The organism is Herbidospora sp. NBRC 101105 (assembly GCF_030269205.1).
In the GTDB taxonomy this organism is placed as follows: Bacteria; Actinomycetota; Actinomycetes; order Streptosporangiales; family Streptosporangiaceae; genus Herbidospora; species Herbidospora solisilvae.
This window is the reverse complement of record NZ_BSSX01000006.1, coordinates 363,022-386,989: the sequence shown is the minus strand read 5'-3', so window position 1 is coordinate 386,989 and position 23,968 is coordinate 363,022. Positions and strand designations below refer to the sequence as shown.

The window sequence follows — 23,968 nt, the reverse complement described above, 5'->3', positions numbered from 1 at the left end:
GATCCGCCATACTGGGCGAATGCCGATCCAGGAGGGGTTCCGCAACCAGCGGCTGACCGTCGTGCCGCGCCGGGTGGTGGCCGAGGCGAGCGCCCGGCCGGTCACCCGGCGGCTCATGGTCACCGACACCGGCTACTACCCCGTGGCCGCAGACCACCTGATGAGAAGGCCGAGCGGCATCGAGGAGGCGGTGTTCATCCTCTGCGCGGGCGGCCTCGGCTGGGCCGTCGTCGACGGCGTGACCTACCGGATCGGGTCGAACGCGGCCCTGGTGATCCCGCGCGGCGTGCCGCACGCCTACGGCGCGTCGGCGGAGGCACCCTGGACGATCTGGTGGTGCCACCTGCGCGGCACCGATCTCCCCGAGCTGCTGGAGGAGATCGGCGCGGGGCCGTCCCGGCCGGTGGTCTCCATCCGGCGGCTCGACCGGGCGGTGGCCCTCCTCGACGAGATCGTCACGATCATGGAACGCGACCACTCCCCCGCCGCGCTGACCGGCGCGGCCGGGGCCGCGTGGAAGCTGCTCACCCAGATCGTGCTCGACCGGGTGATGCCGGTGCCGGGCGATCCGTTGCAGCGCGCGATGGCCTACCTGGCCGAACGCCTCGACACCACCGTCCGGGTGGCCGAGCTGGCCGCGCTGGTGGGCGTCTCGCCGTCCCACCTGTCGGCCCTGTTCCGCCGGGCCACGGGCGGCGGGGTGCTCGCGCACCACACCGCCCTGCGCATGGCCCAGGCCCGCAACCTCCTCGACACCACCGACGCCACCGTGGCCGACATCGCCCGCGAGGTGGGCTACACCGACCCGTTCTACTTCTCGCGCCACTTCCGCCGCCTGCACGAGGCCAGCCCGACCGAATACCGCAACCGGGCCAAGGGCTAGACGGCGACGACGCGGAACAGCACCGAACGGTCGGCGTCCAGCGACGGGGCCTCCACCCGCAGCGCCCGGCCGGGCAGGGTGACCCCGGTGTGCTGCCACGGCGGCAGCACGCCCCCGGGCGGCGAGCCGGGATAGACCGCCTCGACCCGGTAGGAGCGGTCGTCGTCCAGGCCGGGGAAGGCGATGCGGCCCGGCGGCCAGACGGCGGGGCGCTCGACCACGCTGAAGGCGTAGAGGGCCTCGGAGCGGTCGGCCGCCACCACGCCCTCCAGCCGGAAGGCGGGGTCGGGGAGGTCGGCGTGCACGACGTCGCCCGAGTGCAGCAGGTCGCGGTGCTCCTTGTGGAAGGCGACCCAGCGGGCCAGCGCCGCGAGGGTCTCCGCGTCGGCGGTCAGCAGGTTGACCTCGACGCCGAGGTGGCCCCACAGCGCCTTCTCGGCGCGGTAGTCGAGGGGGTGCACGCGGTGGGTGGTGTGCGACTCGGCCGCGCCGATGTGGGTGCCCTGCATCTCCGGCGGGACCAGCAGCCCGGTCCAGCGCTGGATCTCCAGCCGCTCGTGCGGGTCGTTGCAGTCGCTGGGCCAGATCCGGTCGGCGAACTCCAGCACGCCGAGGTCGACCCGCCCGCCGCCGCTGGCGCACGACTCGATCTCCAGCCCGGGATGGGCCGCCTTGAGCCCGGCCATCAGCCGGTAGACCTGCTCGACCTGCCGGCGCACGCCGGGCCGCTCGCCCGCGTCGAGCAGGTAGCGGTTGTGGTCCCACTTGATGTACGCGATGTCCAGCTCCGCCACGAGCGAGCTCATGCGCTCGAACACGTACGCGTACGCCTCGGGGTGCCCCAGGTTCAGCACGTGCTGGTGGCGGGAGGGCAACCCGGGGCCGTGCCCGGCCTGGAAGACCCACTCGGGGTGCCGCCGGGCCAGGTCGGAGTCGAGGTTGACCATCTCGGGCTCGAACCAGAGCCCGAAGTCCATGCCCAGCTCGCGCACCCGCTCGGCCAGCGGTCCGAGCCCGGCGGGCCACACGCCGGGGTCGACCGTCCAGTCGCCCAGCGAGGTGGTGTCGTCGCGGCGGCCGAGGAACCAGCCGTCGTCGAGCACGAACCGTTCCGCGCCCAGCTCCGCGCCGCGTTCGGCGAGCGCGACCAGGGTGTCGAGGTCGTGCCGGAAGTAGACGGCCTCCCACGTGTTCAGCACCACGGGCCTGGGCGGCCGGGGGCGGGACCGGAGATGCCGGTGGAACCGCCCGGCCAGTTCGTCGAGGCCGTCGCCCCACGACCCGTACTGCCAGCGGCTCTGGAACGCCTCCCCCGGGCCCAGCACGACCTCGCCCGGCAGCAGCACCTCGCCGGCCGCCAGGTGGCGGGTGCCCGCCGGGGTCAGCTCGGCGGCGAGCACCTGGTTGCCGCTCCACGCCAGGTGGGTGGCCCACACGAGCCCCCGCCGGAAGCCGAAGCCGCGTTCCCCGGCCGCCAGCAGCAGGGTGTGCTCCAGCCCCGGCTTGCCGCCGCGCGAGGCGCGCACCCACTCGCCGACCTGGAACGGACGCCGCTGCGGCACCCGCTCCAGCGCCCAGCGACCGGTCAGGTCGAGCAGCTCGGTGGCCTCCGGCGGCACCGGCAGCGCGAGTTCGAAGGAGCCGATCCGGTACGGCTCCGCCGCCTCGTTGACCACCCGGGCCCGCTGCCGCACCAGCCCGCTGCCGGGCAGCACCTCGATCTCGACGTCGAGGGAGAGCCCGTACTCGGGGTCACGGGCGGCCGTCCGGAGCACGGTCCCCTCGACCGTGTGCACGGCGTCGCGGAAGTACGGCGCCCAGCGCCGCCCGTCGTCGTCTCCCACGAGCCCCGGGCGGCCGAGCCAGCCCTCGTGGAGCTGCGGCAGCACCGGGACGGGTTGCGGGTAGGTGACGGCGCTGTCGCCGACGGCCGGGAGCGCCGCCCGCTGGAGGTCGGCCAGCGCGCCGGGCCCGAGGTCGCCCAGGTCGGGGCCCCAGTGCAGGACACGCGGCAGCCGCCCGCCGTCGACGGCGACGACCACGCTGGTGCCGCCCGCGCGCAGGTGGATCGGGTGCATGATTCCTATCCTTTGAGTCCGCTGCTGGCGATGCCCCGGAAGAACTGGCGCTGCAGCAGCAGGAAGACGAGCACGAGCGGGATCGAGCAGACGAGCGCGCCGGCCATCAGCGTCGGGTAGTCGGTGCCGAACTGGCCCTGCAGCCCGGCCAGGCCGACCGGCAGCGGCCGGTTCTCGCCCGAGGGCGAGACGATCAGCGGCCAGAGCAGGTCGTTCCACGAGTAGAGGCCGGTCAGCACGGTCAGCGCGGCCAGGGTCGGCTTGGTCATCGGGAGCATGACGTGCCAGAAGACCTGGAAAGGGTTGGCCCCGTCGAGCCGGGCCGCCTCCTCGAAGTCCGGCGGCAGGTTCATGAAGGCCTGGCGCATCAGGAAGGTGCCGAACGCCGAGAACATGCCGGGGATCGCCAGGGCCGGCAGGGTGTCGAGCAGGCCGAAGTCGCGGACCAGGCCGTACTGGCCGATCAGGAAGAGCTGGCTGGGCACCATCAGCATCGCGAGGAACAGCCCGAACAGCACGTTCCTGCCGGGGAACGGCAGCCGCGCGAAGGCGTATCCGGCCAGCGCGGCGACCACGACCTGGCCGGCGACGCGCAGCACCAGCGAGCCGGTGGAGACCGCGAACATCGACCAGAACGGCACCGTCGAGAAGAACGTCTCGAAGGAGTGCAGGCTGAACTCCTCCGGCAGCAGCGTCGGCGGGATCCGGGCCACCTCGGGCGTCGTCTTGAAGACGGTGAGGATCTGCCAGACGAACGGCACCACCATGATCACGGACGCGATCACCAGCAGCAGGTGGATCGGCCACGTGCGGCGCTCACCCATAGAAGACCCACGATCTCTGGAGCCGGAACTGCAGCGCCGTCGCGATCATGATCACGATCAGCAGCACGATCGCGATCGCCGCGCCGTATCCCTGCTGGAACTGGACGAACGCCTTCTCGTAGAACAGGTAGACGATCGTCTTGGAGTCGGCCAGCGCGGTGTTGTTCACGCTGCGCAGCATGATGAAGATCAGGTCGAACATCTGGAGCGCGGCGATCACGGTGAGGATCGTCACGAAGAAGATGCTCGGGCTCAGCAGCGGCACGGTGATGTGGAAGAACTGCCTCACCCGGCCCGCGCCGTCGAGCGCCGACGCCTCGTACACGGCCTTCGGGATCGCCTGCAGCCCCGCGCCCAGGATGATCAGGTTGATGCCCAGGCCCATCCAGATGCCCACGGCGGCGAAGGCGTAGATGGTGAAGCGGGCGTCGGCCACCCAGTAGTGCCCGTCGATCCCGAACCACGAGAGCACGTGGTTGAGCAGCCCGAAGTCGCCGTTGTAGATGAAGCGCCAGACCATGCCGACGGCCACCGGCAGCGTCACGACCGGCAGGAAGAACAACACCCGGTAGACCGTGCGCCCCCGGCTCACCTGCTCGATCAGCGCGGCCAGCACCACCGCGAGCGGGATGCCGAGCAGCACGAGCACGGTGTAGAGCGCGGAGTTCCCGAACGCCTGCCACACCTCGCCGTCGCCGGCGAGCTCGACGTAGTTGTCCAGGCCCGTGTACGTGGCGGGCCCGAACGCCGGGACGTCCTGGAAGCTCTTGGCGAACGTCGACAGGAACGGCCAGAGGTAGAGCGCGACCAGGCCGACGGTCGCGGGCGCGACGAACAGCAGGGCCCACCTGGCTGAGGACGTCATTGTTCGGCGAGCACCTCGTCGACGGCGGCCTGGTACTCCTCGGCCGCCTCCTCCACGGGCTTGGCGCCGTCCCAGGCCGGGGCCAGGTACTGCGCCGCCAGGCCCTGCCACTCGGCGGTGTTGCCGGCGACGGGCAGCGGCACGCTGTAGTCGACGGCGTCGATGAACACCTGGAGCTTGAACTCCGGCATCGAGTCGAGCCACGGCTGCTGGGTGCCCTTGTAGGCCGGGAGCACGGTGCCGGTGGCCGCCTGGATCTCGGCCGCCTTGGCGCCGCCGAGGAAGGCGAGGAACTTCTTCAGCTCCTCGGGGTGCTTGGTGCCGGCGTACCCGGCGTTGCCGATGCCGCTGGTCACGGTGGCGCGCTTGACGCCCTGCGGCAGCGGGGCGACGTCGACCTTGCCCTTCAGGTCGGCGTTCTTGTGGAAACGCAGCGCCCAGTAGGCGCCGGAGAAGTACATGGCGACCTTCTGGCTCTCGAACATGGACACCGCCTCGGTGTCGGAGAGCTGCTTCAGCGTCGGCGACGAGCCGGCCTTCTGCAGGTCGGTCCAAAACTTCAGCCCGGCGACCGCCTCGGGCCCGGCGAAGTCGGAGGCCGTGCCGCCCGGCTTGATGATGCTGCCGCCGGCCTGGAGGATCGTGTTGTAGTAGCCGCCCTGCGCGTCGATCGGGGCGGCGATGCCCCACACGCCCTTGGCCGGGTCGGTCAGCTTCTTGGCGGCGTCCTGCACCTGCTGCCAGCCCCACGTGTCGTCGGGGTAGCTCACGCCCGCCGCGTCGAACAGCGCCTTGTTGTACCAGATGCCGTTGGTGTCGAAGTCCTTCGGCAGGGCGAAGATCTTGCCCTCGTACGTGTAGGAGTCGGACACGGCCTTGGGATAGGCGGTCATGTCGATGCCGGCCGACTTCACCGTGTCGGACAGGTCGATCAGGGCGCCGCCCTTGGCGTACTCGCGGAAGTGGTCGGCCAGCATCCAGAAGGCGTCCGGGGCGGTGCCGCCCGCCGCGCCGACCTGGAGGGTCGACCAGTACTCGGGCCAGGGCAGGGTCTGCACCTTGACGGTGATGTTCGGGTTCTGCTTCTGGAACTCGGCGGCGATCTGCTCCATCGCGGGGGCCTGGTCCTCGCTCCAGTTGGCGTAGGTGAGCGTGACCTTCTCCGCCGTGTTCGCGGCGCCGGGGGACTCGCCTCCGGAGCAGGCGGTGAGAAGGGTCGCCGCCACGGCCAGGGCGGCCGTCCAGGTGTGTCTCATGTCGTACCTCTTCAGTTCGTGCTGGGGGGTTGGTGTACGTGGACGATGGCCTCGACCCAGTCGACGTGCGCGGAGCCGCCTTCCAGACCGCGCAGGACGAGCGTGCGGACGCCCGAGACGTCCAGGTCGAAGGGGATGACGGGCTGACCCGCGGCGACGTCGGCGGTGAAGAGCTCCCGGCCGTCGGCGAGCACCGCGACCGAGGCCCGGCCCGCCGACTCGTCGTCGACGCCGACGGCGCCGGTGAGGCGGGCGGCCCGGCCGCCGAGATGGAAGTGCGCCTCCGAGGGCGGGGCGGTGCCGAGGCCCCGGGCGAACTCCCGCCCGGCCACCCGCAGCGGGCCGCCGTCGCGGGGGTTGCCGCCGCCGTTGGACATGTCGCGCTCGACCGGGCCGTCGGCGTTGACGAAGGCGGTCATCGGCAGGTCGGAGAGGGCGTGCTCGCCCTCGGTCAGCGGGTGGAACACCCGGGTGTGGGCGACGACCGGGACGACGCCGTCGCCGTCGCGTTCGACGGTGACCACGCCGAGCCGTCCCGGGAGCAGGCCCCGGGCGCGGACCAGCCACTCGGTGCCGGTACGCCGCTCGGCGGTCCAGCCCGGGGGCGGGCGCAGCCGGTCGGCGGGGCCGGTGGTGATCGTCGTGGTGCCGTCGGCGTCCAGTTCGGCGATCGGGACGGCCTCCGGCGGCGTCAGGCGCGGACGGGACCGGGCGCGGAACACCTCCGTGCCCGCCGGGGCGACGATGGCGGCGAACCCGCCGTCGCGGGCGACCGGGACGTCGAAGCTCCCCGTCGCCTTGGTCTCGGTGAGGTCGTCGCCGACGATCCACACCTGCGCGTCGGGTCCGGCGACGGCGTCGAGGGGCACGTGGATCGTGCGGGCCTCGCCGGTGGCGATGCCGCCGACGAACCAGCGGTCGCCGGACCGGCGGGCGATGACGGCGTGGGTGTCGGGGTCGCCCGCCAGCAGCACGGTCTCGTCCCAGGCGGGGGCCAGCTCCGCCAGGAACCGGGCGGCGGCGGGACGGGAGGCGTAGGCGTCGACGTGGTCGGCGAAGTGGGTGATGCCGCACTCGAAGGCCACCGCGAGGCCGAGTTCGTGGCCGTCGCCGGTGGTCCGGCCGGCCGCCCCGAAGGCCACCGGGGTGGCGTCCATCGCGCCGACGACGTTGCGGGTGAACGGCTGGATGACGTTGTGGGAGGCGGTGAGCGCCTGGTTCTCGAAGAACACGTAGTATTCGGCGCCCCTGACGGCCTCGTAGCCGACGACCTGGGGGAAGGTGCGGGCCCAGCCGCGCGGGACGACCGAGCCGTGGAAGTTGACCATGAGGCCGAGCCGGGCCGACTCGGTGAGGATCGTGTCGTACCAGCGGTAGCGGTCCTTCGACTCCGACTCCATGAAGTCGACCTTGATCCCGGCCACCCCCCACGACCGCCACAACGCGAGCCTGCGCAGGTCCTCGGGGCTGTTGAGGTCACGCCAGATGGTCCAGAGGTGCACCTGGATCCCCCGCAGGCTCGCGTACGCGACGATCTCCGGGACCCAGGTCTCCTCCCAGCCGCAGTCGATCAGCAGGTGCTCCCAGCCGAGGTCGGCGGCGACGTCCACGAAGTGCTTCTGCTTGCCGAGCTGGGCGCCGGAGTAGAAGTCCGACCACCACGACCAGGCCGCCCGGCCCGGCCGCACCCAGTCGGCCGCCTCCAGCTCGGGCGCGGCGGCCGGGGCCAGCTCCTCGACGAACAACGAGGAGACCAGTTCGGCCAGGCTCCCGACGAGCAGCACCCGCCACGGGGTCACGACGCCCCGGGTGACCTCGACGCCCGCGTCGGCGAGGGTGAAGCGCAGGGCGCCGTCCCAGCGCAGGTGCGCCCCGGCGAACCGGCCGTCGATGCCCGACTCGGTGATCAGCAGGTGGACGGCCGGGTCGAGGCGGGTGAGGAAGGGCAGGCCGTAGGCGCCTTCTTCCAGGTCGGCGGTGTCGACGCCGTAGCGCGGGGTCTCGTACCAGGTCTGGTAGTCGAGCACCCAGTTGCGCGACCCGGCGGGCAGCGGCACGGCGGTGTGGTCGGCGGTGATCTCGGCGGTGCCGTCCAGGAGGGGCAGCGCGTAGCGCACGGCGGCCCCGTGCGGGCCGGTGCGCACGATCGCCTGCCAGACCACGCCCTCCTCGCGGAAGGTGTGCACGGTCTCGCGGTGCTCGTAGTCGTGCGGGCCGGCCGCCTTGCCCGAGTGCAGGGTGAACCGGTCGCGGACCACCCGCTCGGTGACGCTCACCTGTTCGGGGGCCACGCCCAGCCGCAGGCCGCCGAGGGAGAAGCCGAGCGCGACCCCGTCCACGACCGTCGCCGCATCGCGGCTCACGGTCAGCCGCACGCCCTCGCCGGTGATCCCGATCAGGGCGCGGGTGCCATTCGTCTCGTCGCTCACACCTTCTCCATCGCTGCTTCGCCTCAGGCCACGGCCGAGCATAAGTCCAGGTCAACGGCGGGCCGTCCGTCGGGGCGGGCCGCCTCACTAGACAGATGAACGCGGGTGAGGAAGAAACTACGGGTGCCCTGAGCGTGGCTGGAATGGTGGAATTGTGTGTCGGGCTGGACAATCCGACTATTTCACCAGGCGCAGGCCGAGGGCGACGTACCAGATCATGACGGGAAGGTGCAGGGCGTAGCCCGCCTGCTCCAGCGCCGCCGACGGGCCCGCGAGACCGGACGGCCAGGGAAGCGCGACGGCCGCCAGACCCGACAGGGCCGCGAGGCCGCCCGCCCGCCGAAGCCACCGGGGCAGCGGCAGCAGGGCCGCTCCGGCGGCGGTCGCGGCGGTCCACACCAGCCCGGCCAGGTTGACCGCCCACTTGGCGGTGAGCAGCACCGGCAGCGCCGCGCCGGGATCATCGGTGAGCTGGGTGACCGCGAGGTTGCCCGCGTCGTGCAGCAGCCCGGCCAGCCCGGCGGCCGCGAGCAGCCCGCCCGGCAGCCCGGCCAGCGCGAGCCCGGCGGCGGTCAGCGCCAGCCAGCCGACCACGTCGAGGCCCAGGGAGAGCAGGTGCGGGCCGGTCTGGTCGTGCACGGCGCGCAGCGTGGCGTCGAGATCGGACGGATTCAGGGTCAACCCCGATGGCACCGCCACCGCGACTCCGGCGACCATGGCGGTGAACGAGGACAGCAGCAGGACTCCGGCGAGCCTGGACAGGTCGGTCATGCCGGGACCGTAGAACCCTGACGCACGGACAAGGTCAAGCATGTGGCGAATCGGACGGCTGGCCCGCATGGCGGGGGTGTCGGAACGCACCCTGCGCCACTACGACAGAACCGGTCTGCTGCGGCCCGCCGCCGTCGACCACCTCACCGGCTACCGCTGGTACGGCGTCGCCGAACTGTCCCGCCTCGAACGCATCCGCGCCCTGCAACGCCTGGGCCTGCCGCTGCGCGACATCGCCGACCTGCTCGACGCCCCGGAGAGCGAGACCCGCCGGGCCGTCGCCGAGACCCTCGCCCGTCTCCGCGCCGACCTCGCCGCCCTGACGGCCACGGCCGCCGAGGCGGAGCACTACCTCGCCGAACCCCTGACCGTCGTCCCGCGCACCGCCACCGCCGGGGCCCGCCGCCTGAAGATACGCCGGCTGACCGCCACCCACCCCTCCGAACTGGCCGGACAGTGTTCGGGAACCCTGCTGACCTGGCTCGGCGGCCCCTTCTCCGCGGCTGTGGCCGACGAGGGCGGCGAACCTTTTGTGCTTCCGGCCCGCGAGGTGGTCAGGGCGGTGCTGCCCACGCCCGAGGGCGTGGTGCGGGCGGGCCATGACCTGTTCACCTGGATCGGCCGCCACGGCCTGAACGTGGCCGGGCCCGCGCTGGAGGAGCACCTTTTCGACGAAGAAGGCGGCCACGCGGTGGTGCTGGACATCCCGATCGGGTCTTAGCCGGTCAGGCCCGCGTCGTGGGCCAGCAGGGCGATCTGGGTGCGGTTGTTGAGGTCGAGCTTGTCGAGAATGTGTGAGATGTGGGCCTTCACGGTCGCAACGCTCATGAACAACTCGCCGCCGATCTCGGCGTTGGACCTGCCCCGGCCCACCGCGACGGCGACCTCCCGTTCCCGTGCGCTGAGCCTGCTCAGCACCCGCGTGGCGTGCTGCCGCCGGCCGGCCGCGCCGGAGTCGGCGACGTGGGCGATCAGCTGACGGGTCACCGTCGGCGACAGGATCGGCTCCCCCGCCGCCACCCGGACGATCGCACGCAGGATCTCGGCGGGCGGCGTGTGCTTGAGCAGGAACCCGCCCGCTCCGGCGCGCAGGGCACGCAGCACGTACTCGTCGGCGTCGAAGGTCGTCAGCACGACGACCTCGGGCGGATCGGGCCGGGCCCGCAGCAGCTCGGTGGCGGCCAGCCCGTCGAGCACGGGCATGCGGATGTCCATCAGCACGACGTCGGGGGCGCATTCGTCCACGGCGGCGGGCACCTCGGCCCCGGAGGCCGCCTCGCCCACCACGCTCAGCTCGGGTGCGGCCGCGATGATCATTTTCAGCCCCGCCCTGACCAGCGGGTCGTCATCGACGATGAGAACCCGGATCGGGGTGTTCACCTCGGCCACGGCAACCACGCCCGCAGCCGGAACTCACCTGTGGCGGTCGGGCCGTACTCCAGCCGTCCACCGGCCAGACCGGCCCGCTCGGCGAGGCCGATCAGCCCGCTACCGCCGCCCGGGATCCCGGCCCCCGCGGCTCCGGCCGGGTTGCGCACCTCTACCGTCAGCCCCTCCCCCGCCGCCCCGCCGACGGCCACCGACACCTCGCCGTCGCGGCCGTGCTTGCGTGCGTTGGTGAGCCCTTCCTGCACGATCCGGTACGCGCCCCTCCCGATCGCCGCAGGCGCGGCGGCCGGTTCCCCCACCTGGCAGTCGAGCAGCACCCGCATGCCCGCGCGCCGTGACTGGTCGACCAGGTCGGAGAGGTCGGCAAGGGTGGGCTGGGGCTGCTCCGGCCCCTCCCCGGACCGGTCGAGGCCGGCCCGGAGCATGCCGATGACCTCGCGCAACTCCTCCAGCGCCCGGTGCGCGCCGTCGCGGATCACCCCGGCGGCCAGGGCGACCTCCTCGGGCGCGGCGTCGGGGCGGAGCTCCAGCGCCCCCGCGTGGAGGCTGAGCAGGGACAGCCGGTGGGCGAGGACGTCGTGCATCTCGCGGGCGATCTGGTCGCGTTCGGCCTGGCGGACCTGGGCGAGATGCAGTTCCCGCTCCGATTCGACCCGCCGGGCCCGTTCGCGCAGGGACTCTCGCCTGGCCCTGATGAACATGCCCCAGGCGAGGACCGCGGCCACGCAGGCGAAGCCGAGCAGAACCTGCCACCAGGGCGGCGCCTGGACGTCGGGCCGCACCAACGGCGTCAGGAACGGCACCAGCAACGCCCCGGCCACGATCGGGCCGACCACTTTCGGTCGTCGGTGGGCCGCGGCGGTGCACAACGCGATCAGCGCGACCCCGGCGGCCGACATCGAATAGACGCTCAACGCCACCGTGACCACCGCGAACCCGACCGGCCGCCGCCGGCGCAGCCACACCCCGAGACAGCTCGTCGCGCCGAGGACGGCATCGACCGTGAACGGCACCGGCGCGGGCCGCTGGTCGAGATTGTCGATCACGCCAAGCGTTGTCAGGGCGATGGCCAGCAGGAACAACGCCGCGTCGGCCGCCCGGTCGCGCCTGGTGCGTCCTGGGGTCGTCACGATCAACAGGGTACGGCGGCCCTCGATCCGGCGGAATCCGACCAAAGTAGGTCCCATGACGCCGACCTTCGGCCGTCGCGACGGGTCTGCTCGTCGCGCCAGCCTGTCCCCATGACCGGTAACCGGCAAGGCATCGAAGGCGACATGCGAGCGAGACTCTCCACCCTGTGGATCGTCGTCCTGTTCACCATGCTCTACGCGGATGTGCTCAGTTTCCTGGACGCCGAGTTCCTGCGGGGGCTCATGGCGGGGCATGCCGGCGGCGTTCCCGTCACCTCGGCGCTGCTGGTGGGATCGGCGGTGATGGTCGAGATCCCGATCGTGATGGTGGTGTCGTCGCGGGTGCTGAAACCGGCGGTGATGCGGCGGGTCACCTTGGTGGCGGCCCCGCTCACGGCGGCGTTCGTCATCGGCGGCGGGTCGGTGAAGCCGCACTACCTGGTTCTGGCCGCCGTCGAACTGGTGTGCCTGGCCGTCATCGTGCGGCTGGCCTGGCGCATGGAGACCTCACCGGCCGTGACCCGACCCGCGGGGTGAGGCTCGCCCGCGCTCGTCGTCGAGCAACCGCCGCATCGTCAGCGCGATCTTGACCCTGGTCCGTCCCCCCGGTTCGGTCAGGTCGACGCCGAGCACCCCGCCGAGCTGGGCAAGACGGCGGGCGACGCTGCTGTGGTGCAGGTGGAGGACGTCGGCGGCCCCGCGCAGGGAGCCGGTGGCGCAGTAGGCGTCCAGTGTCTTCAGGTCGTCGGGGTCCACCAGGGCGAGTGCGGCCACGTCGGCGTTGGCGCGGGCGGTCTCCGGTGGTATCTCGGCCAGCAACGCCAGCGCGCCGAGGTCGTCGTACCGGATGACGGGTTCCTCCGTCGTGGTGAAGCGCAGGGCGGTGCGGGCCTCCCGCCAGGATCGGCCGGCGCCCGCGCGCGAACCGGCCGGGAACCGGGCCACGTCGACAGAGGCGGCCAGGAGCACGCCCACGTCCCCGAGCGCCGCCGCCTTCACCAGGCCCGCCGCGCAGACGAGACGTGCGACCCGGTCGAGCGGAACCGGTGAGACGACCGCCGCCACGGCGACCGGCGAACCGGGGGCGAAGCCCAGCAGGCGGAGCGCCCGGGCCCGGGCCGCCTCCTCGGCGTCCTGGCTGATCACGAGTTCGACGAGGGCGGGATCGGCCATGGTGGTGCGGGCCGGGCCGTAGCGTTCCACGACCGACGCGGCGGCGATGGCGAGCCGGTCGAGCAGGAGCTCGTCGAGGGGACCGGGAGGCCCGGGGCGTTCCAGCCACACCTCGCCGATCTCCTCGTCGTCCAGCGAGATCGGCGTGACCGTGGACGCGGGAGGGGCCGGGGCGGTCGCCCGGCCGCCGTCGGGGGCGAACCGGATCACCTGGCCGGCCTCGTGGAGCCGGATTCCGGCCACGCACTCGGCCAGGCCCGCCGAGGCGCGGGCCAGGGCCGGGAGGTCCACCCGCCGGCGCATCAGGGTGTCGTAGAACATGACGACCCGAATGGCCCCCTCGGCCTGCGAATCGAGCTGCGACAGCCGTACGGCGAGTGCCTCCATGACAGGAGGATAGGTCGGCCCCGGCCCGCAGGACGGCGCTCATCCGGGCGCGGAGACCCGACGGACGGCGGATGATCCCGGGAGCGGCGGCCGGGAGGATGGCCGCCATGGATCCCGAACTCGAACCGTTCGTCCCGCTGATCCCCCGCCCGGACTACGCCGACCCGGTCGCCGAACGTGCGACGACCGCCCGGCTGGTCGCCTCCCTGCCCGCCCCCGACACCTCGGCGATGCGGGTGACCGATCGGCTGGTGGCCGCCGTCCCGGACGTGCCGGTGCGGATCTACCGGCCGCAGGAGGCGCGCGGCGCGATCGTCTGGTTGCACGGCGGCGGCGGCATCGTGGGCGACCTCGACACCGAGCACCCCTCGGCGGCGCGGCTCGCCGAGGCGTCCGGCGCGATGGTGGTCTCGGTCGGCTTCCGCCTCGCGCCCGAGCACGTGTTCCCCGCCGCCCTCGACGACGCCTACGCCGTGCTGTGCTGGCTCGCCGACAGCGCCGACGAACTCGGCGTCGACCCGGGGAGGATCGCGGTCGGCGGCATGAGCGCCGGCGGCGGCCTCGCGGCGGCCATGACGCTGCGGGCCCGCGACGAGGACGGACCGCCGATCCGCTGCCAGCTGCTCAACCAGCCCATGCTCGACGACCGGCGGCACACGTGGTCGGCGCGCGCCTTCACGCGCACCCCGCGGCTGGACGCCGAGAACCTCGCCGTCATCTGGGGAGCCAACCTCGGCGCCACCCCCGCCACCCCGTACGCCGCCCCGGCCCGTGCCACCGACCTGTCGAACCTGCCGCCCGCCTACATCGCCACCGCCGAGTTCGACCCGCTGCGGGACGAGGGCATCGCCTACGCGGTGCGCCTCCTCCAGTCGGGCGTCTCGGTCGAGCTGCACCAGTGGCCGGGCACCTTCCACGGGTCGCAGGCGATCCTGTCGGCCCAGGTGTCCCAGCGGCAGAACGCCGAACTCGCCGCCGCCCTGCGCCGGGCCCTGGAGACGTCTGGCCCGCCCGGTTAGCGGGGAGGTCCCGGGCATGAACCGTGTGCTGGTGTTCGACGTCAACGAGACCCTGATCGACATCGAGTCGATGAACCCGCTCTTCGAGCGGATCTTCGGCGACGCCCGGGTCGTGCGCGAATGGTTCGGGCAGCTGATCACGTACTCGATGACGGCCACGTTGTCCGGCCGGTGGACGGACTTCTTCACCCTCGGCCAGGGGGTGCTCGGGATGCTGGCCGACGTCCACGGCGTCGAGATCACCCCGGACGACGTCGCCGACGTCAAGGCGGCGATGCGGACCATGCCCGCCCACCCGGACGTCGAGCCCGGCCTGACCAGGCTGCTGGAGGCGGGCTTCCGGCTGGTCACGCTGACCAACTCGCCGGCCGGTCCCGGCGCGCCGAGCCCGCTGGAGAACGCGGGGCTGGCGTCCTACTTCGAGCGGAGGTTCACGGTCGAGGCCGCCCGCGCGTACAAGCCAGCCCCGCAGGTCTACCGCCTGGTGAGCGACGGTCTCGGCGTGCCGCCGTCGGCGTGTCTCATGGTCACCTGTCACGTCTGGGACAGCGTGGGCGCGCAGAGCGCCGGCTTCTCGGCGGGGCTGGTCACCCGGCGGGGCAACGCGCCGCTGCCGGTGGCCGCGCTGCCCCGGCCCGACTTCGTGGCGCCGGACCTGCCCTCCCTGGCCGGGCAGATCATCGAGGGCCGGCCCGGACGGATTCCGGACCGGCCCTCGTGAACCGGACTACGGCGCGGCGACCCCGTCGAGGATGCCCACCGCGTCGGTGCCCGGCGTGACGACGAGCTTGCGGGTGAGGGTGTACGACCCGCCCGCGGGAACCTCGACGTTGAACCGGCTCATCACCCAGTTGCCCGCGGCGAAGACGTCGAAGGCCGACGCCGGGGTGCCGTAGACGAGGCCGAAGACCTGCGGGTCGGTGCCGGTCATGCCGATGTACGGCCTGGTCGGGGTGTAGACCGTCGCCGTGCCCGGCGGCACGACGCCGGCGCCCGGGATGACGCCGGCCTGGCCGGCCGCGTCGTGGTCCATGGCGTCGCCGGTCCACACGTTGAGCGGGGCCGCGCCGGAGTTGGTCAGCTCCGTCGCGACCGTGGCGAAGTCGTCGCCCGGCTTCAGCGTGTACGTCGTCGTCGCCGTCAGCCCCGCGAAGCCGGTGACCGGGCCGGACACCCGGACGACGGCCTTGTCGCCGGTCGCCTGGACGATCTTGACGTCGGTGGCCGCCACCGTCCGGATGTCCCACGCGCTGCCGCCGGTCGGCTGGGTCGCCGAGACGTAGGGCAGGTTGATCCAGTCGAACTGGTCGGCCATGCCGCGCACGGCGATGTCGACCGGCTTGCCACGCGTGCCGCCGGAGAGCTGCGCGTCGTTGTAGGCGTCGGCGATGGCGACCGAGAGCTTGTCGTTCTCGATCACGACGTCGCCGGCGCCCGCCTCGACCAGGCCGGAGCCGATCTGCTTGCCGTAGCCGGCCTCGACCGTGACCGGGCTCAGCGTGACGTCGGCGACGCCGTTGCCCTCCGCCGGCACGGTGACCGTGGCGGCGGCGGTCTGGTAGCCGAGCTTGGCGACCCGGACGTCGTACGGACCGGCGGGGGCGTCCACGAGGTACCTGCCCTGGGCGTCGGTGGCGGTGGTGGCGACCACCGCGCCGGCCTTCTCCAGGGTGACGCGGGCGCCCGGGACGGGGTCGCCGCCCGAGGTCACCGTGCCGGCCGCGCGGGCGGCGTCCGGGACCGTGTCGTCGTGCAGGTCGATCTCGCCGGCCCACTTCGCGATGTTCCGGGCGGGGTCGCCGCCGCTGGTCGCGTAGTCGGTCAGGTGGTAGAAGCTGAACTGCCTCGTCGCGCCGGGGGCCAGCGTGGCGTCGTAGTAGAGGCCCTCGACGTAGCCGTACGCGCCGACGGCGGCCGGGGTGTCGAGCGCCCACGCCAGACCGTGCGCCGCCTGGCCGTTCGTGGTGGCCGCGTCGGCGCCGACGTAGACGTACCTGCCGGTCCAGCCCGTGGTCTTCAGGCCGGGGTTGGTGCCGGCGAAGCCGGGGATGCGGCCGTTGTCGACCGAGCTGTCGGGGTCGATCATGTAGTTGAAGTAGCCCTGGTAGCCGGTCGTGCCGGTGTTGGTCAGCTTGACCGTCATCTTCACGATCGGGGCGTCCGGCAGGGTCTCGTACCGGACCTGGGCCTTGATCGCCGGGTTGGCCCTGTACTGGCCGTCGCCGACCACGGCCGCGCCGTCGACCTTGAGGTCGGGCAGGTCGATCAGGTCGTTCGGCCGGTCCCACGAGTCGGGCGGGGTGAGGCTCGGGCGCAGCAGCATCTCGCCCCAGTCGAGGGTCTCGGCGCCGTTGGCGTCGTTGAGCATGAGGTCCGACAGGTGGCCCTGGCCCAGGCCGCCCGCGCCGTTGTTGGCGGCGGTGTACGGCGTGATCGACGCCCGGATCCTGTCGTTGGCCAGGTAGTAGTACTCCTTGCCCGCGACGAAGTCGGTGCGGGTGCTGCCGTTGCCGTAGTCGGGCGGGTAGGTGGACCGGCCGGCCACCGGGTGGGTGACCTTGATCAGCTTCAGGTCGGCCTTCTGCTCACCGGTCGTGCCGACGGTGACGCTGACGGCCGAGCGGTCGTCGGCGATGAGGCCGCGCTTGGCCGCGGTGACGTTCCAGGTCGCCGCCGCCAGGCCCAGCGTGTAGCGGCCCTTGGCGTCGGTGCTGGTCACGGCGGTGTCCTGACCGGCGGCGACGGCGGTGACCTTCGCGCCGGGGATCGGGTCGCCGGTCTCCTCGTCGGTCACCGTGCCGGTCACCGTCGCCCAGCGCGGCGCGGACTCGCCGCCCGGCACGTAGGCGTACAGGTTGCCGTCCCAGGCGCCCGCGACGACCGTGTTGCCGCTGACGGCCGGGCCGGCGCCGACCCAGGTGCCGATCTCGTGGTTCCACAGGATCTGGCCGGTGTCGGTGGCCAGGGCGTAGAACCGGCCGTTGTTCGCGCCGACGAACAGGGTGTCACCGGCGACGACCGGGCTGGACATGACGCCGCCGTGGTAGATGTCGCCGGGCAGCACCCGCTCCCAGAAGACGTTGCCGGTCTGGGCGTCGAGGGCGACGACCGCGCCGCTCGGGAAGCCCATGTAGACGACGCCGTCCTTCACGGCCGCGGCGCTCGGGGTGGAGCCGCTGGAGACGAGGGAGGAGCGCGGGCTCTGGTAGGTCCAGAGCGTCGTGCCGGTCTTGGCGTCGCGCGCGACCATGCCGTTGTTGGCGCCGATGAACACCTTGCCCTCGGCCGCGGTCGGCACGCCGTCCTGCCAGCTGCCGAGCGCCTCGGCGCCGGTCCACTTGCGGGCGCCGGTGGCGAGGTCGTAGGCGAGCACGCGGTCGGCGGTCTCGTTGCCGACGAACACGGTGCCGTCCATGACGGCGGGCGTGCCGTCGCTCATGGTCGCGCCGGACATCGGTGAGGCCCAGATCTGCTTTCCGGTACGGGTGTCGAGCGCCTTCAGCACGCCCTGGCTGCCGATGCCGAAGCGGGTCTGGTAGGGCCAGAGCACCGTGTGGCCGGACACGGCCGGCGAGTAGTAGCCGTAGGTGCGCTGGTTGTTCGGGGCCGGGGCCTGCTCGGGCACGGCCTTCCAGCGCAGCTCGCCGGTCTCGGCGTCGACGGCGTACAGCTCCGAGCCGAGGGTCGGCGCGAAGACCAGGCCGTCGCCGAAGGCGAGGCTGCCGTGGATCGACTGGGGCACCTCGACGTTCCACAACTCGCGGCCGTTCCTGAGCCGGATGGCGTGGATGCGGCTGTTGCCGTCGCCGTTCTCGTCGCGGGTGCCGGCGTACACGACGCCGTCGTGGATGACCGGCGAGCCGGTCAGGAAGGTGCCCTCGGTGCGGAAGCTCCAGGCCAGGCGGCGGCCCGGTTCCTGCGCCGGGGCGACGCCGGTGTGGCCCTGGTCGCCGTGGTGCTGGGTCCAGTCGTCACCGGCGACGGTCTTGAGCTCGGGCTCGTCGGTGAGGGTGAAGTCGGCCGACTTCGTCCATACCTTGCCCGTGGCGTCGGTGACCTGCACGTCGATGCGGTGCGGGCCGGGCGTCTGCCGGCTGTTGGGCAGGTTGCCGTGCCAGGTGAACTCGCCGCTGCGGTAGAGCGGGCGCCAGTTCTTGTCGCCCGCGATCTGGAAGCGCGCCGAGACGACCTCGTCGCCGGTGTCGTAGGCGTTGATCTGCACGTCGGGCATCCCGGCGGCCGGGACCCTCGACCCGGGGGCGGGGTTGACGATCGTGATGCGCTCGTTCTCCCCGTACATGCGGAAGGGGTTCTCGAAGCCCGGGCCGGCCATGTGGATGTAGCGGAAGCCGCGGGGCGCGTTGTCGATCGTGTACGAGCTCGACACCGTCTGGATGTGCTTGGCGGTCGAGGCGAACGCCGACGTGTTCTCGACGTGGTTGGAGTGTTCGTGGCCGACCAGGATGAGCTGCGCCTTGTACTGCTCCAGCACGTCGCCGAAGGCGTCGTAGGTCGACGGCGAGCCGAACGGCACGTTCATCGGCTGGTGGGTCAACACGACCACCTCGACGCCGTCGTGCACGTTGGCGGCGAGGTCGTCCTTGAGCCAGTTCAGCTCCTCCTCGAACGGCGCCGAACCGTTGTTCTCCAGCACGACGAAGTGCCGGTTGCCGTAGGTGAACGAGTACCACTCCGGACCGACGTTCCTGCGGTAGTTGTCGATCCGGTCCGCGTACGCCGAACCGGAGGCGTACTCGTGGTTGCCGACGGCCGGCCACACGCCGACGGCCGACTGCTGGGTACCCCGGCGGTAGGTGTCGAACTGCCCCTGGCTGGCGTCGTTGGTGAGGTCGCCGCTGACCGCGATGAAGCGCAGGTCGGTGCCGGTGGAGTTGATCTCGCGGATCTGGTCGGGCAGCTGCGCGTTGACGTGCGGGTCGGCGATGTTGGCCCAGGAGAAGGTGTCGCCGTCGGAGAGCTCGTCGCGCGTGAGCGCGAAGTCGGCGGTCGGCGTGGCGTCGTCGGCGAGCTCGCCGAGGTTCGCCCAGAACCTCGGCTCCTTGTACTGGTCGAGGCCGAACCGGTAGCCGCGCGGCTGGGTGGCCCACACGATGTCGGTCTTGCGGCGGTCGGTGGAGATGGTCAGCGAGTAGGAGCCGTCGACGGCGGTCGTGGTGGAGACCGTGCCGTCGGAGACCCGCACGCGGGCCAGCCCGGCCTCGCCGGCGTCGCGGCGGCCGTCGCCGTTGGCGTCGACGTACACGACACCCCGGACGACCGCCTCCGGCGGGTCGATGGCGTTGGCGGCATATGTGGTGAGCGGACCCGCCACGACGCTGACGGCGAGCCCCAGCGTGACGGTGTACAGGACGACGCGCATGCGCGCGCGTGCCCCGGTTAACGCGGACAATTCAGGATCCTTCAGGTGAGGAGCGGGGAACGCTCGACGAACCAGACGAGACCGGCACCCGCGACGGCCACGGCCGCCCCGACGGTGCCGAGCATGAGAGCGCGGGCGGCGACCGGCCCGGTCGCGGCGCGGCGCAGGAACGACAACGCCGGGAAGGCGACGGCGATGATCACGAGCTGGGCGAGCTCGATGCCGACGTTGAAGGAGACCAGATTGACCAGCGTGGAGACCGACGCCGCCCCGTCCACGCCGAGCGCGCCCGCGAAGCCGAGCCCGTGCAGCAGCCCGAAGGCGAAGACGACGGGGAGGCGGTGGCCCGTGCGGGGCGAGAGCAGGTTGTCGAGGGCGACGAAGGCGATCGACAACGCGATGAGCGGTTCGACGATCCACCCGGGCACGCTGACCCAGCCGACGGCGGCCAGCACGAGGGTCACCGAGTGGGCGACCGTGAACGCCGTGGCGACCTCGACGACGTCGCGCAGCCGTCGGGCGCCCAGCAGCAGGGCCAGCAGGAACAACACGTGGTCGAGCCCGAAGAGCAGGTGCTCCGCGCCGAGCAGGACGAACCCCGGGATCTCGCCGAGCAGGTCGGTGTGCCCGACCGTGACGCTCGTGCGGGCGGCGTCGAGCAGGGCCGAACCGCGCAGCCCGTCGACGTCGTAGGCGACCGTCGTGCGCACGTCGTCGACGAGCCCCTCGGTGGCGTTGAAAACGTCACTGCGCACGGTGAGCGCGCCGGACGCCGCGCACGTGTAGGCGAGCGCGACCCGGACCGCGGCGGAGTCGGTGAGCTCGACGCGTCCGCCGTCCCGGGCGTCGCACCTGATCGAACTGCGGCTGAGCCGCAGCCCCGCGCCGACGTAGGCGGCCACCTCGCCTGCATGGGCGTCGAGCGAACGCCGCCGCACCCCGGCGGGCACCTCCTCGACGCGGCCGTCGGCGTCCGGGCTCACGACCCCGTCGAGGCTCAGCAGCCGGCCCAGGACGTCGTAGTCGACGTCGACGACGGCCGTGACGTCGTCGCCCTGCCCGCGCAGGTCGACCGCGACCGAGGTGGCGCGGACGTGCGCCTGCGCCGGAGCCGCGGCGAGGAACGTGACGACGAGGGCGGCGAGAAGGGCGGGCAGGCGCACGGGGAGCACTTCCGTCATGGGGGGATGGCGGTCGTTTCCCAACCTTGGAGCGGTCGTTCCACGCCCGGCAACACGCGCCGCGCCAATTCACCGACCCTTCCGCTGGCGGTCACCCGCTGGCCGAAAGATGGGCTTCTGGGGGTCGGAATCCGGTTTTCTCGGCCCGGGTCAAGGCGTCCTCCATCCGGTCGAGGATCAGGTCGAGGACCTCGCGGGTGGTGGCGAAGTTCAACCGGGCCCGCGACTCCGCGACGGAGCCCACCACGCCGGAGCCGAACTCGCTTCCGGCGCTGAGCTCGACGCCCGCGTTCCGGCGGAACCAGTCGGCGGCCTCCTCGCCGAGCCCGGCGGCGCGGCAGTCGAGCCAGGCCAGATAGCCGGCCTCGGGGGTGAGCAGGCCGACACTCGGCATGACGGCGATCCGCCGGGCGAGGTGGTCGCGCTGCCGGGTCAGGTGGGCGGTGACGGCGGCCAGCCACGCGTCGCCGTGCGCCCAGGCCGCGCGGGTGGCCTCCACGCCGAGCACGTTGACGGCGCCGTAGAGGTCGGGCGGCTGCGCGTCCCAGGCGGCACGCAGCACGGCCGGGCCGACGTGGGCGAGCGCGGTGCGCAGGCCCGCGATGTTGAACGCCTTGGACGCCGACGTCACGGTCACGGTGCGGGCGGCCGTGCCCGCGTCGAGGGCGGCGAAGGGGAGGTGGCGGTGCGGGGCGTGGACGAGGTCGGCGTGGATCTCGTCGCTGATCACGATGAGGTCGTGACGTTCGGCCAGGTCGGCGACGCGCCGCAGCTCGTCGGCGGTGAAGACCTTGCCGGTGGGGTTGTGGGGGTTGACCAGCAGCAGGACCCTGGCGTTCCCGGTGCGTACCCGCTGCTCCAGCAGGTCGTGGTCCCAGGTCCAACCCTCAGCGGGCTCCAGGGGCGCGGCGACCAGGGGACGGCGCATCGTCTCCAGGGTGCGCAGGAACGGCGGGTAGTTCGGCGTGAACGCCACCACGCCGTCACCGGGTTCGGTGAGCAGCGTCAGGGTCAGCTGGAGCCCCTGGATGAGGTCGGTGATGCCCCGGACGTGAGCGGGGTCCGGCTGCCAGCCGTGACGTCGGCGCATGCGGTCGGCGAACGCGCCGGCCAGCGGGTGGCCGTCCCAGTCGGGGTAACCGAGATCGCCCCGGCCGAGGGCGGCGCCGACGGCCTCGGCGATCACCGGCGCGAGGGGGAAGTCCATGTCGGCCACCCAGGCGGGCAGCAGCGCGGGCCCGGGACGGTGCCACTTGACCCCCTGTTTCGCCCGCAACCAGGCCATCGGCGCGTCGACCGGATCGACCGGGCGGCGCGCCGCGAGCAGGCAGTCGCGCATGATCTCCATCTGGCCGTGGTGCTGGGCCAGCTCCTCGTAGAGGTGCTGGAGCGCGGAGTCGCGGGTGAGCTCCCGGCGCGGGCCGAGCGCCTCGGGGTCGGGTTCGTCGTGCAGGGGCGCCCCCGGCCGGGAGTCCCGGACGTCGGCGCGGAGCGTCTCCAGCGCACGTTCGGCCCTGGCCCGCAGGGGCGCGACCGGCCCGGACGCGTGGAACTCGGCCTGCCGGTCGCGCCGCACGGGCCGTCCGGCCACGAGGTGGCCGCCCCAGTACTCCATCACGCCGAGACAGTGCGTGAGCAGCGCGAACGGGGTGTTGGCGCCGGGCAGGGCGGGCCGGGTGTTGGCCAGTTCGTCGCCGAGCTCGCCGAGGATCGTGCTCATCCCGCCGACCGCGCGTTCGGCGAAGAAGAGGAAGTCGTCACCGGTGATCGCCATGTAACCGTCTTGCATGGTTACACCATTGCACGCCGGTTCCGTAACCTGTCAAGATGGTTACATGGGGTTCGTGTTCGTGAGCGGCCGCCGCTCCCTCGATTTCGCCGGCACCCGCAAGTGGCGGCGCAGCGACGCTCCGGAGGAGCAGCTGCTCTCCCCCGCCGACCTGTCCGCATGGGTGGAGGCCGCCGGGCTGCTCGACGCCGCGCCCGCGTTCGGCGAGTCCGACCTCCGCGCCGCGATCGACCTGCGCGAGGCCGTCTACCGCACCGCCTCGGCCCGCCTCGACGACCGTCGCCCCGAGCAGGGCGACGTGACCCTCCTGAACGACCACGCCAGCCGCCCGGGGCTCGTCCCCACCCTGCTGCCCGACGGGAGCACACGCCGGTCGGGCAGCACCGGCGAACTGCTGGCCACCCTCGCCGCCGACCTGCTCGACCTGCTCGCCGCCCCGGCGCGTGTCAAGCGCTGCGCCAACACCGAGTGCACCCGCCTGTACGTCGACACCTCGCGGGCCGAGAACCGGCAGTGGTGCGGCATGTCCGAATGCGGCAACCGCGCCAAGGTCAGGGCGTACCGCCGGCGACACAGCGAGAAGTGACCCCCACGTTGTCAGACGCGCCGAAGCGACCTGGTGGCGTCGCGTCCTTCAGGCGGGAAGGAAGGGCCGGTCGTAGGGGGCGCTGTCGCGGGCGGCGATGACGTGTTCGGCCACGGGTCCGAGCGGCACACGCAGCGGAATGGCGGGCTGCTCCGCGAGGTCCGCGAGACTCGTGGCGGCCTGCTCGGGGCTGATCATCATCTCGGCGGGGATGCCGCCTCCTGCGAACAGGGCCGCGTACGGGTCGCCGGGGAGGGTGTAGGTGAGCATGTCGTCCAGGGCGCCGGAGCTGATCGGGCCCGGTTCGGCGATGCCGACGTCGACGCCGAAGCCGCCGAGCTCGACGGCCAGGGTTTCGGCGAAGCACTCCAGGGCCCATTTCGTGGCCGCGTAGGCGGCGTTGCCCGGCAGTACGGTCCGACCGGCGACGCTGGAGACGAACAGCAGCCGGCCCTTCCGGCGCCGGCGCATCTGAGGCAGGAGTGCCTGGGTGACGCGGATCGCCCCGACGGTGTTCTGGGCGTAGAGGCGTTCGATCTCGGCGGCCGGGCTGGCCTCGACCGACGCGGCGAAGATGACGCCGGCGTTGGAGATGAGGATGTCGATCTCACCGGCCTGCTCGACGGCGGTGTCGACGCCGGCCTGGTCGGTCACGTCCAGGCGCAGCCGCCGGTCGACGTCCAGACCGTCCAGGGTGCGCGGGTCCCGCGCGGTGGCGACCACGCGGTGGCCGCGCTTGGCCAGCTCGACGGCGGTGGCGCGGCCGAGGCCCTTGGAAGCGCCGGTGATCAGGATGGAAGCCATGGCTGTTACAGCTCCTTGCTGGCT

The 23,968-nt window shown here is 72.6% G+C and carries 19 protein-coding genes; 6 read left to right on the top strand and 13 right to left on the bottom strand.

Annotated elements, in window-relative coordinates:
• Positions 1 to 19: 19 nt before the first annotated feature.
• Positions 20 to 883 (top strand): AraC family transcriptional regulator, encoded by an 864-nt coding sequence (locus QSK34_RS25575; protein WP_285587391.1) that lies wholly within the window; start codon positions 20 to 22, stop codon positions 881 to 883.
• Here QSK34_RS25575 and QSK34_RS25570 read toward each other — a convergent pair.
• From QSK34_RS25570 to QSK34_RS25545, 6 genes are all read right to left on the bottom strand, one after another.
• Positions 880 to 2,961: an alpha-galactosidase gene (locus QSK34_RS25570; protein ID WP_285587388.1), complete on the bottom strand. Its 2,082-nt coding sequence runs from the start codon at positions 2,959 to 2,961 to the stop codon at positions 880 to 882. The genes QSK34_RS25575 and QSK34_RS25570 overlap by 4 nt on opposite strands.
• Before the next feature lie 5 nt (positions 2,962 to 2,966).
• Positions 2,967 to 3,785 carry a carbohydrate ABC transporter permease gene (locus QSK34_RS25565; RefSeq protein WP_285587385.1) on the bottom strand — a complete coding sequence of 273 codons (819 nt, stop codon included), beginning with the start codon at positions 3,783 to 3,785 and terminating at the stop codon, positions 2,967 to 2,969.
• Complete coding sequence (locus tag QSK34_RS25560) at positions 3,778 to 4,650, bottom strand: carbohydrate ABC transporter permease (protein WP_285587382.1); 873 nt, start codon at positions 4,648 to 4,650, stop codon at positions 3,778 to 3,780. The genes QSK34_RS25565 and QSK34_RS25560 overlap by 8 nt, the downstream gene beginning before the upstream one ends.
• Positions 4,647 to 5,906 (bottom strand): ABC transporter substrate-binding protein, encoded by a 1,260-nt coding sequence (locus QSK34_RS25555; RefSeq protein WP_285587380.1) that lies wholly within the window; start codon positions 5,904 to 5,906, stop codon positions 4,647 to 4,649. The genes QSK34_RS25560 and QSK34_RS25555 overlap by 4 nt, the downstream gene beginning before the upstream one ends.
• Positions 5,907 to 5,917: 11 nt before the next feature.
• Positions 5,918 to 8,335, bottom strand: a complete 2,418-nt coding sequence (locus QSK34_RS25550; RefSeq protein ID WP_285587379.1) for an NPCBM/NEW2 domain-containing protein — start codon at positions 8,333 to 8,335, stop codon at positions 5,918 to 5,920.
• A 177-nt stretch (positions 8,336 to 8,512) separates the two neighbouring features.
• Positions 8,513 to 9,106, bottom strand: coding sequence for a hypothetical protein (locus QSK34_RS25545; RefSeq protein ID WP_285587378.1), 594 nt, complete (start codon positions 9,104 to 9,106; stop codon positions 8,513 to 8,515).
• 40 nt (positions 9,107 to 9,146) lie between these two features.
• Here QSK34_RS25545 and QSK34_RS25540 point away from each other — a divergent pair, with 40 nt between their 5' ends.
• The gene (locus tag QSK34_RS25540) at positions 9,147 to 9,827 is read left to right on the top strand and encodes a MerR family transcriptional regulator (RefSeq protein WP_285587377.1); all 681 of its coding nucleotides are present in this window, start codon (positions 9,147 to 9,149) and stop codon (positions 9,825 to 9,827) included.
• On the opposite strand, the gene QSK34_RS25535 is transcribed toward QSK34_RS25540, so the two are convergent.
• Positions 9,824 to 10,486: a response regulator gene (locus QSK34_RS25535; RefSeq protein WP_285587375.1), complete on the bottom strand. Its 663-nt coding sequence runs from the start codon at positions 10,484 to 10,486 to the stop codon at positions 9,824 to 9,826. The two genes, QSK34_RS25540 and QSK34_RS25535, sit on opposite strands and share 4 nt — an antisense overlap.
• The gene (locus tag QSK34_RS25530; RefSeq protein ID WP_285587373.1) at positions 10,483 to 11,625 is read right to left on the bottom strand and encodes a sensor histidine kinase; all 1,143 of its coding nucleotides are present in this window, start codon (positions 11,623 to 11,625) and stop codon (positions 10,483 to 10,485) included. Before QSK34_RS25530 ends, QSK34_RS25535 begins: the two co-directional genes overlap by 4 nt.
• A gap of 144 nt (positions 11,626 to 11,769) precedes the next feature.
• Here QSK34_RS25530 and QSK34_RS25525 point away from each other — a divergent pair, with 144 nt between their 5' ends.
• The gene (locus QSK34_RS25525) at positions 11,770 to 12,162 is read left to right on the top strand and encodes a DUF6326 family protein (RefSeq protein ID WP_285587371.1); all 393 of its coding nucleotides are present in this window, start codon (positions 11,770 to 11,772) and stop codon (positions 12,160 to 12,162) included.
• Here QSK34_RS25525 and QSK34_RS25520 read toward each other — a convergent pair.
• A complete protein-coding gene (locus QSK34_RS25520; RefSeq protein ID WP_285587369.1) occupies positions 12,133 to 13,185 on the bottom strand; it encodes a helix-turn-helix domain-containing protein in 1,053 nt (350 codons plus the stop codon). The two genes, QSK34_RS25525 and QSK34_RS25520, sit on opposite strands and share 30 nt — an antisense overlap.
• Positions 13,186 to 13,292: 107 nt before the next feature.
• On the opposite strand from QSK34_RS25520, the gene QSK34_RS25515 reads away from it, so the two are divergent.
• The gene (locus tag QSK34_RS25515) at positions 13,293 to 14,204 is read left to right on the top strand and encodes an alpha/beta hydrolase (protein ID WP_285587366.1); all 912 of its coding nucleotides are present in this window, start codon (positions 13,293 to 13,295) and stop codon (positions 14,202 to 14,204) included.
• Between the two features lie 16 nt (positions 14,205 to 14,220).
• The gene (locus tag QSK34_RS25510) at positions 14,221 to 14,925 is read left to right on the top strand and encodes a haloacid dehalogenase type II (protein WP_285587364.1); all 705 of its coding nucleotides are present in this window, start codon (positions 14,221 to 14,223) and stop codon (positions 14,923 to 14,925) included.
• A gap of 6 nt (positions 14,926 to 14,931) precedes the next feature.
• Here QSK34_RS25510 and QSK34_RS25505 read toward each other — a convergent pair whose 3' ends face one another.
• The 3 genes from QSK34_RS25505 to QSK34_RS25495 all read right to left on the bottom strand — a co-directional run bounded on the left by QSK34_RS25505 (position 14,932) and on the right by QSK34_RS25495 (position 22,554).
• A complete protein-coding gene (locus QSK34_RS25505) occupies positions 14,932 to 19,614 on the bottom strand; it encodes an outer membrane protein assembly factor BamB family protein (RefSeq protein WP_285587362.1) in 4,683 nt (1,560 codons plus the stop codon).
• A gap of 11 nt (positions 19,615 to 19,625) precedes the next feature.
• A complete protein-coding gene (locus QSK34_RS25500) occupies positions 19,626 to 20,765 on the bottom strand; it encodes a HupE/UreJ family protein (RefSeq protein WP_285587360.1) in 1,140 nt (379 codons plus the stop codon).
• Between the two features lie 91 nt (positions 20,766 to 20,856).
• Positions 20,857 to 22,554 carry an aminotransferase class I/II-fold pyridoxal phosphate-dependent enzyme gene (locus QSK34_RS25495; protein WP_285587357.1) on the bottom strand — a complete coding sequence of 566 codons (1,698 nt, stop codon included), beginning with the start codon at positions 22,552 to 22,554 and terminating at the stop codon, positions 20,857 to 20,859.
• Between the two features lie 46 nt (positions 22,555 to 22,600).
• On the opposite strand from QSK34_RS25495, the gene QSK34_RS25490 reads away from it, so the two are divergent.
• Positions 22,601 to 23,140 (top strand): CGNR zinc finger domain-containing protein, encoded by a 540-nt coding sequence (locus QSK34_RS25490; protein ID WP_285587355.1) that lies wholly within the window; start codon positions 22,601 to 22,603, stop codon positions 23,138 to 23,140.
• A 48-nt stretch (positions 23,141 to 23,188) separates the two neighbouring features.
• On the opposite strand, the gene QSK34_RS25485 is transcribed toward QSK34_RS25490, so the two are convergent.
• Positions 23,189 to 23,944 (bottom strand): SDR family oxidoreductase, encoded by a 756-nt coding sequence (locus QSK34_RS25485; protein WP_285587353.1) that lies wholly within the window; start codon positions 23,942 to 23,944, stop codon positions 23,189 to 23,191.
• Positions 23,945 to 23,968: the final 24 nt, after the last annotated feature.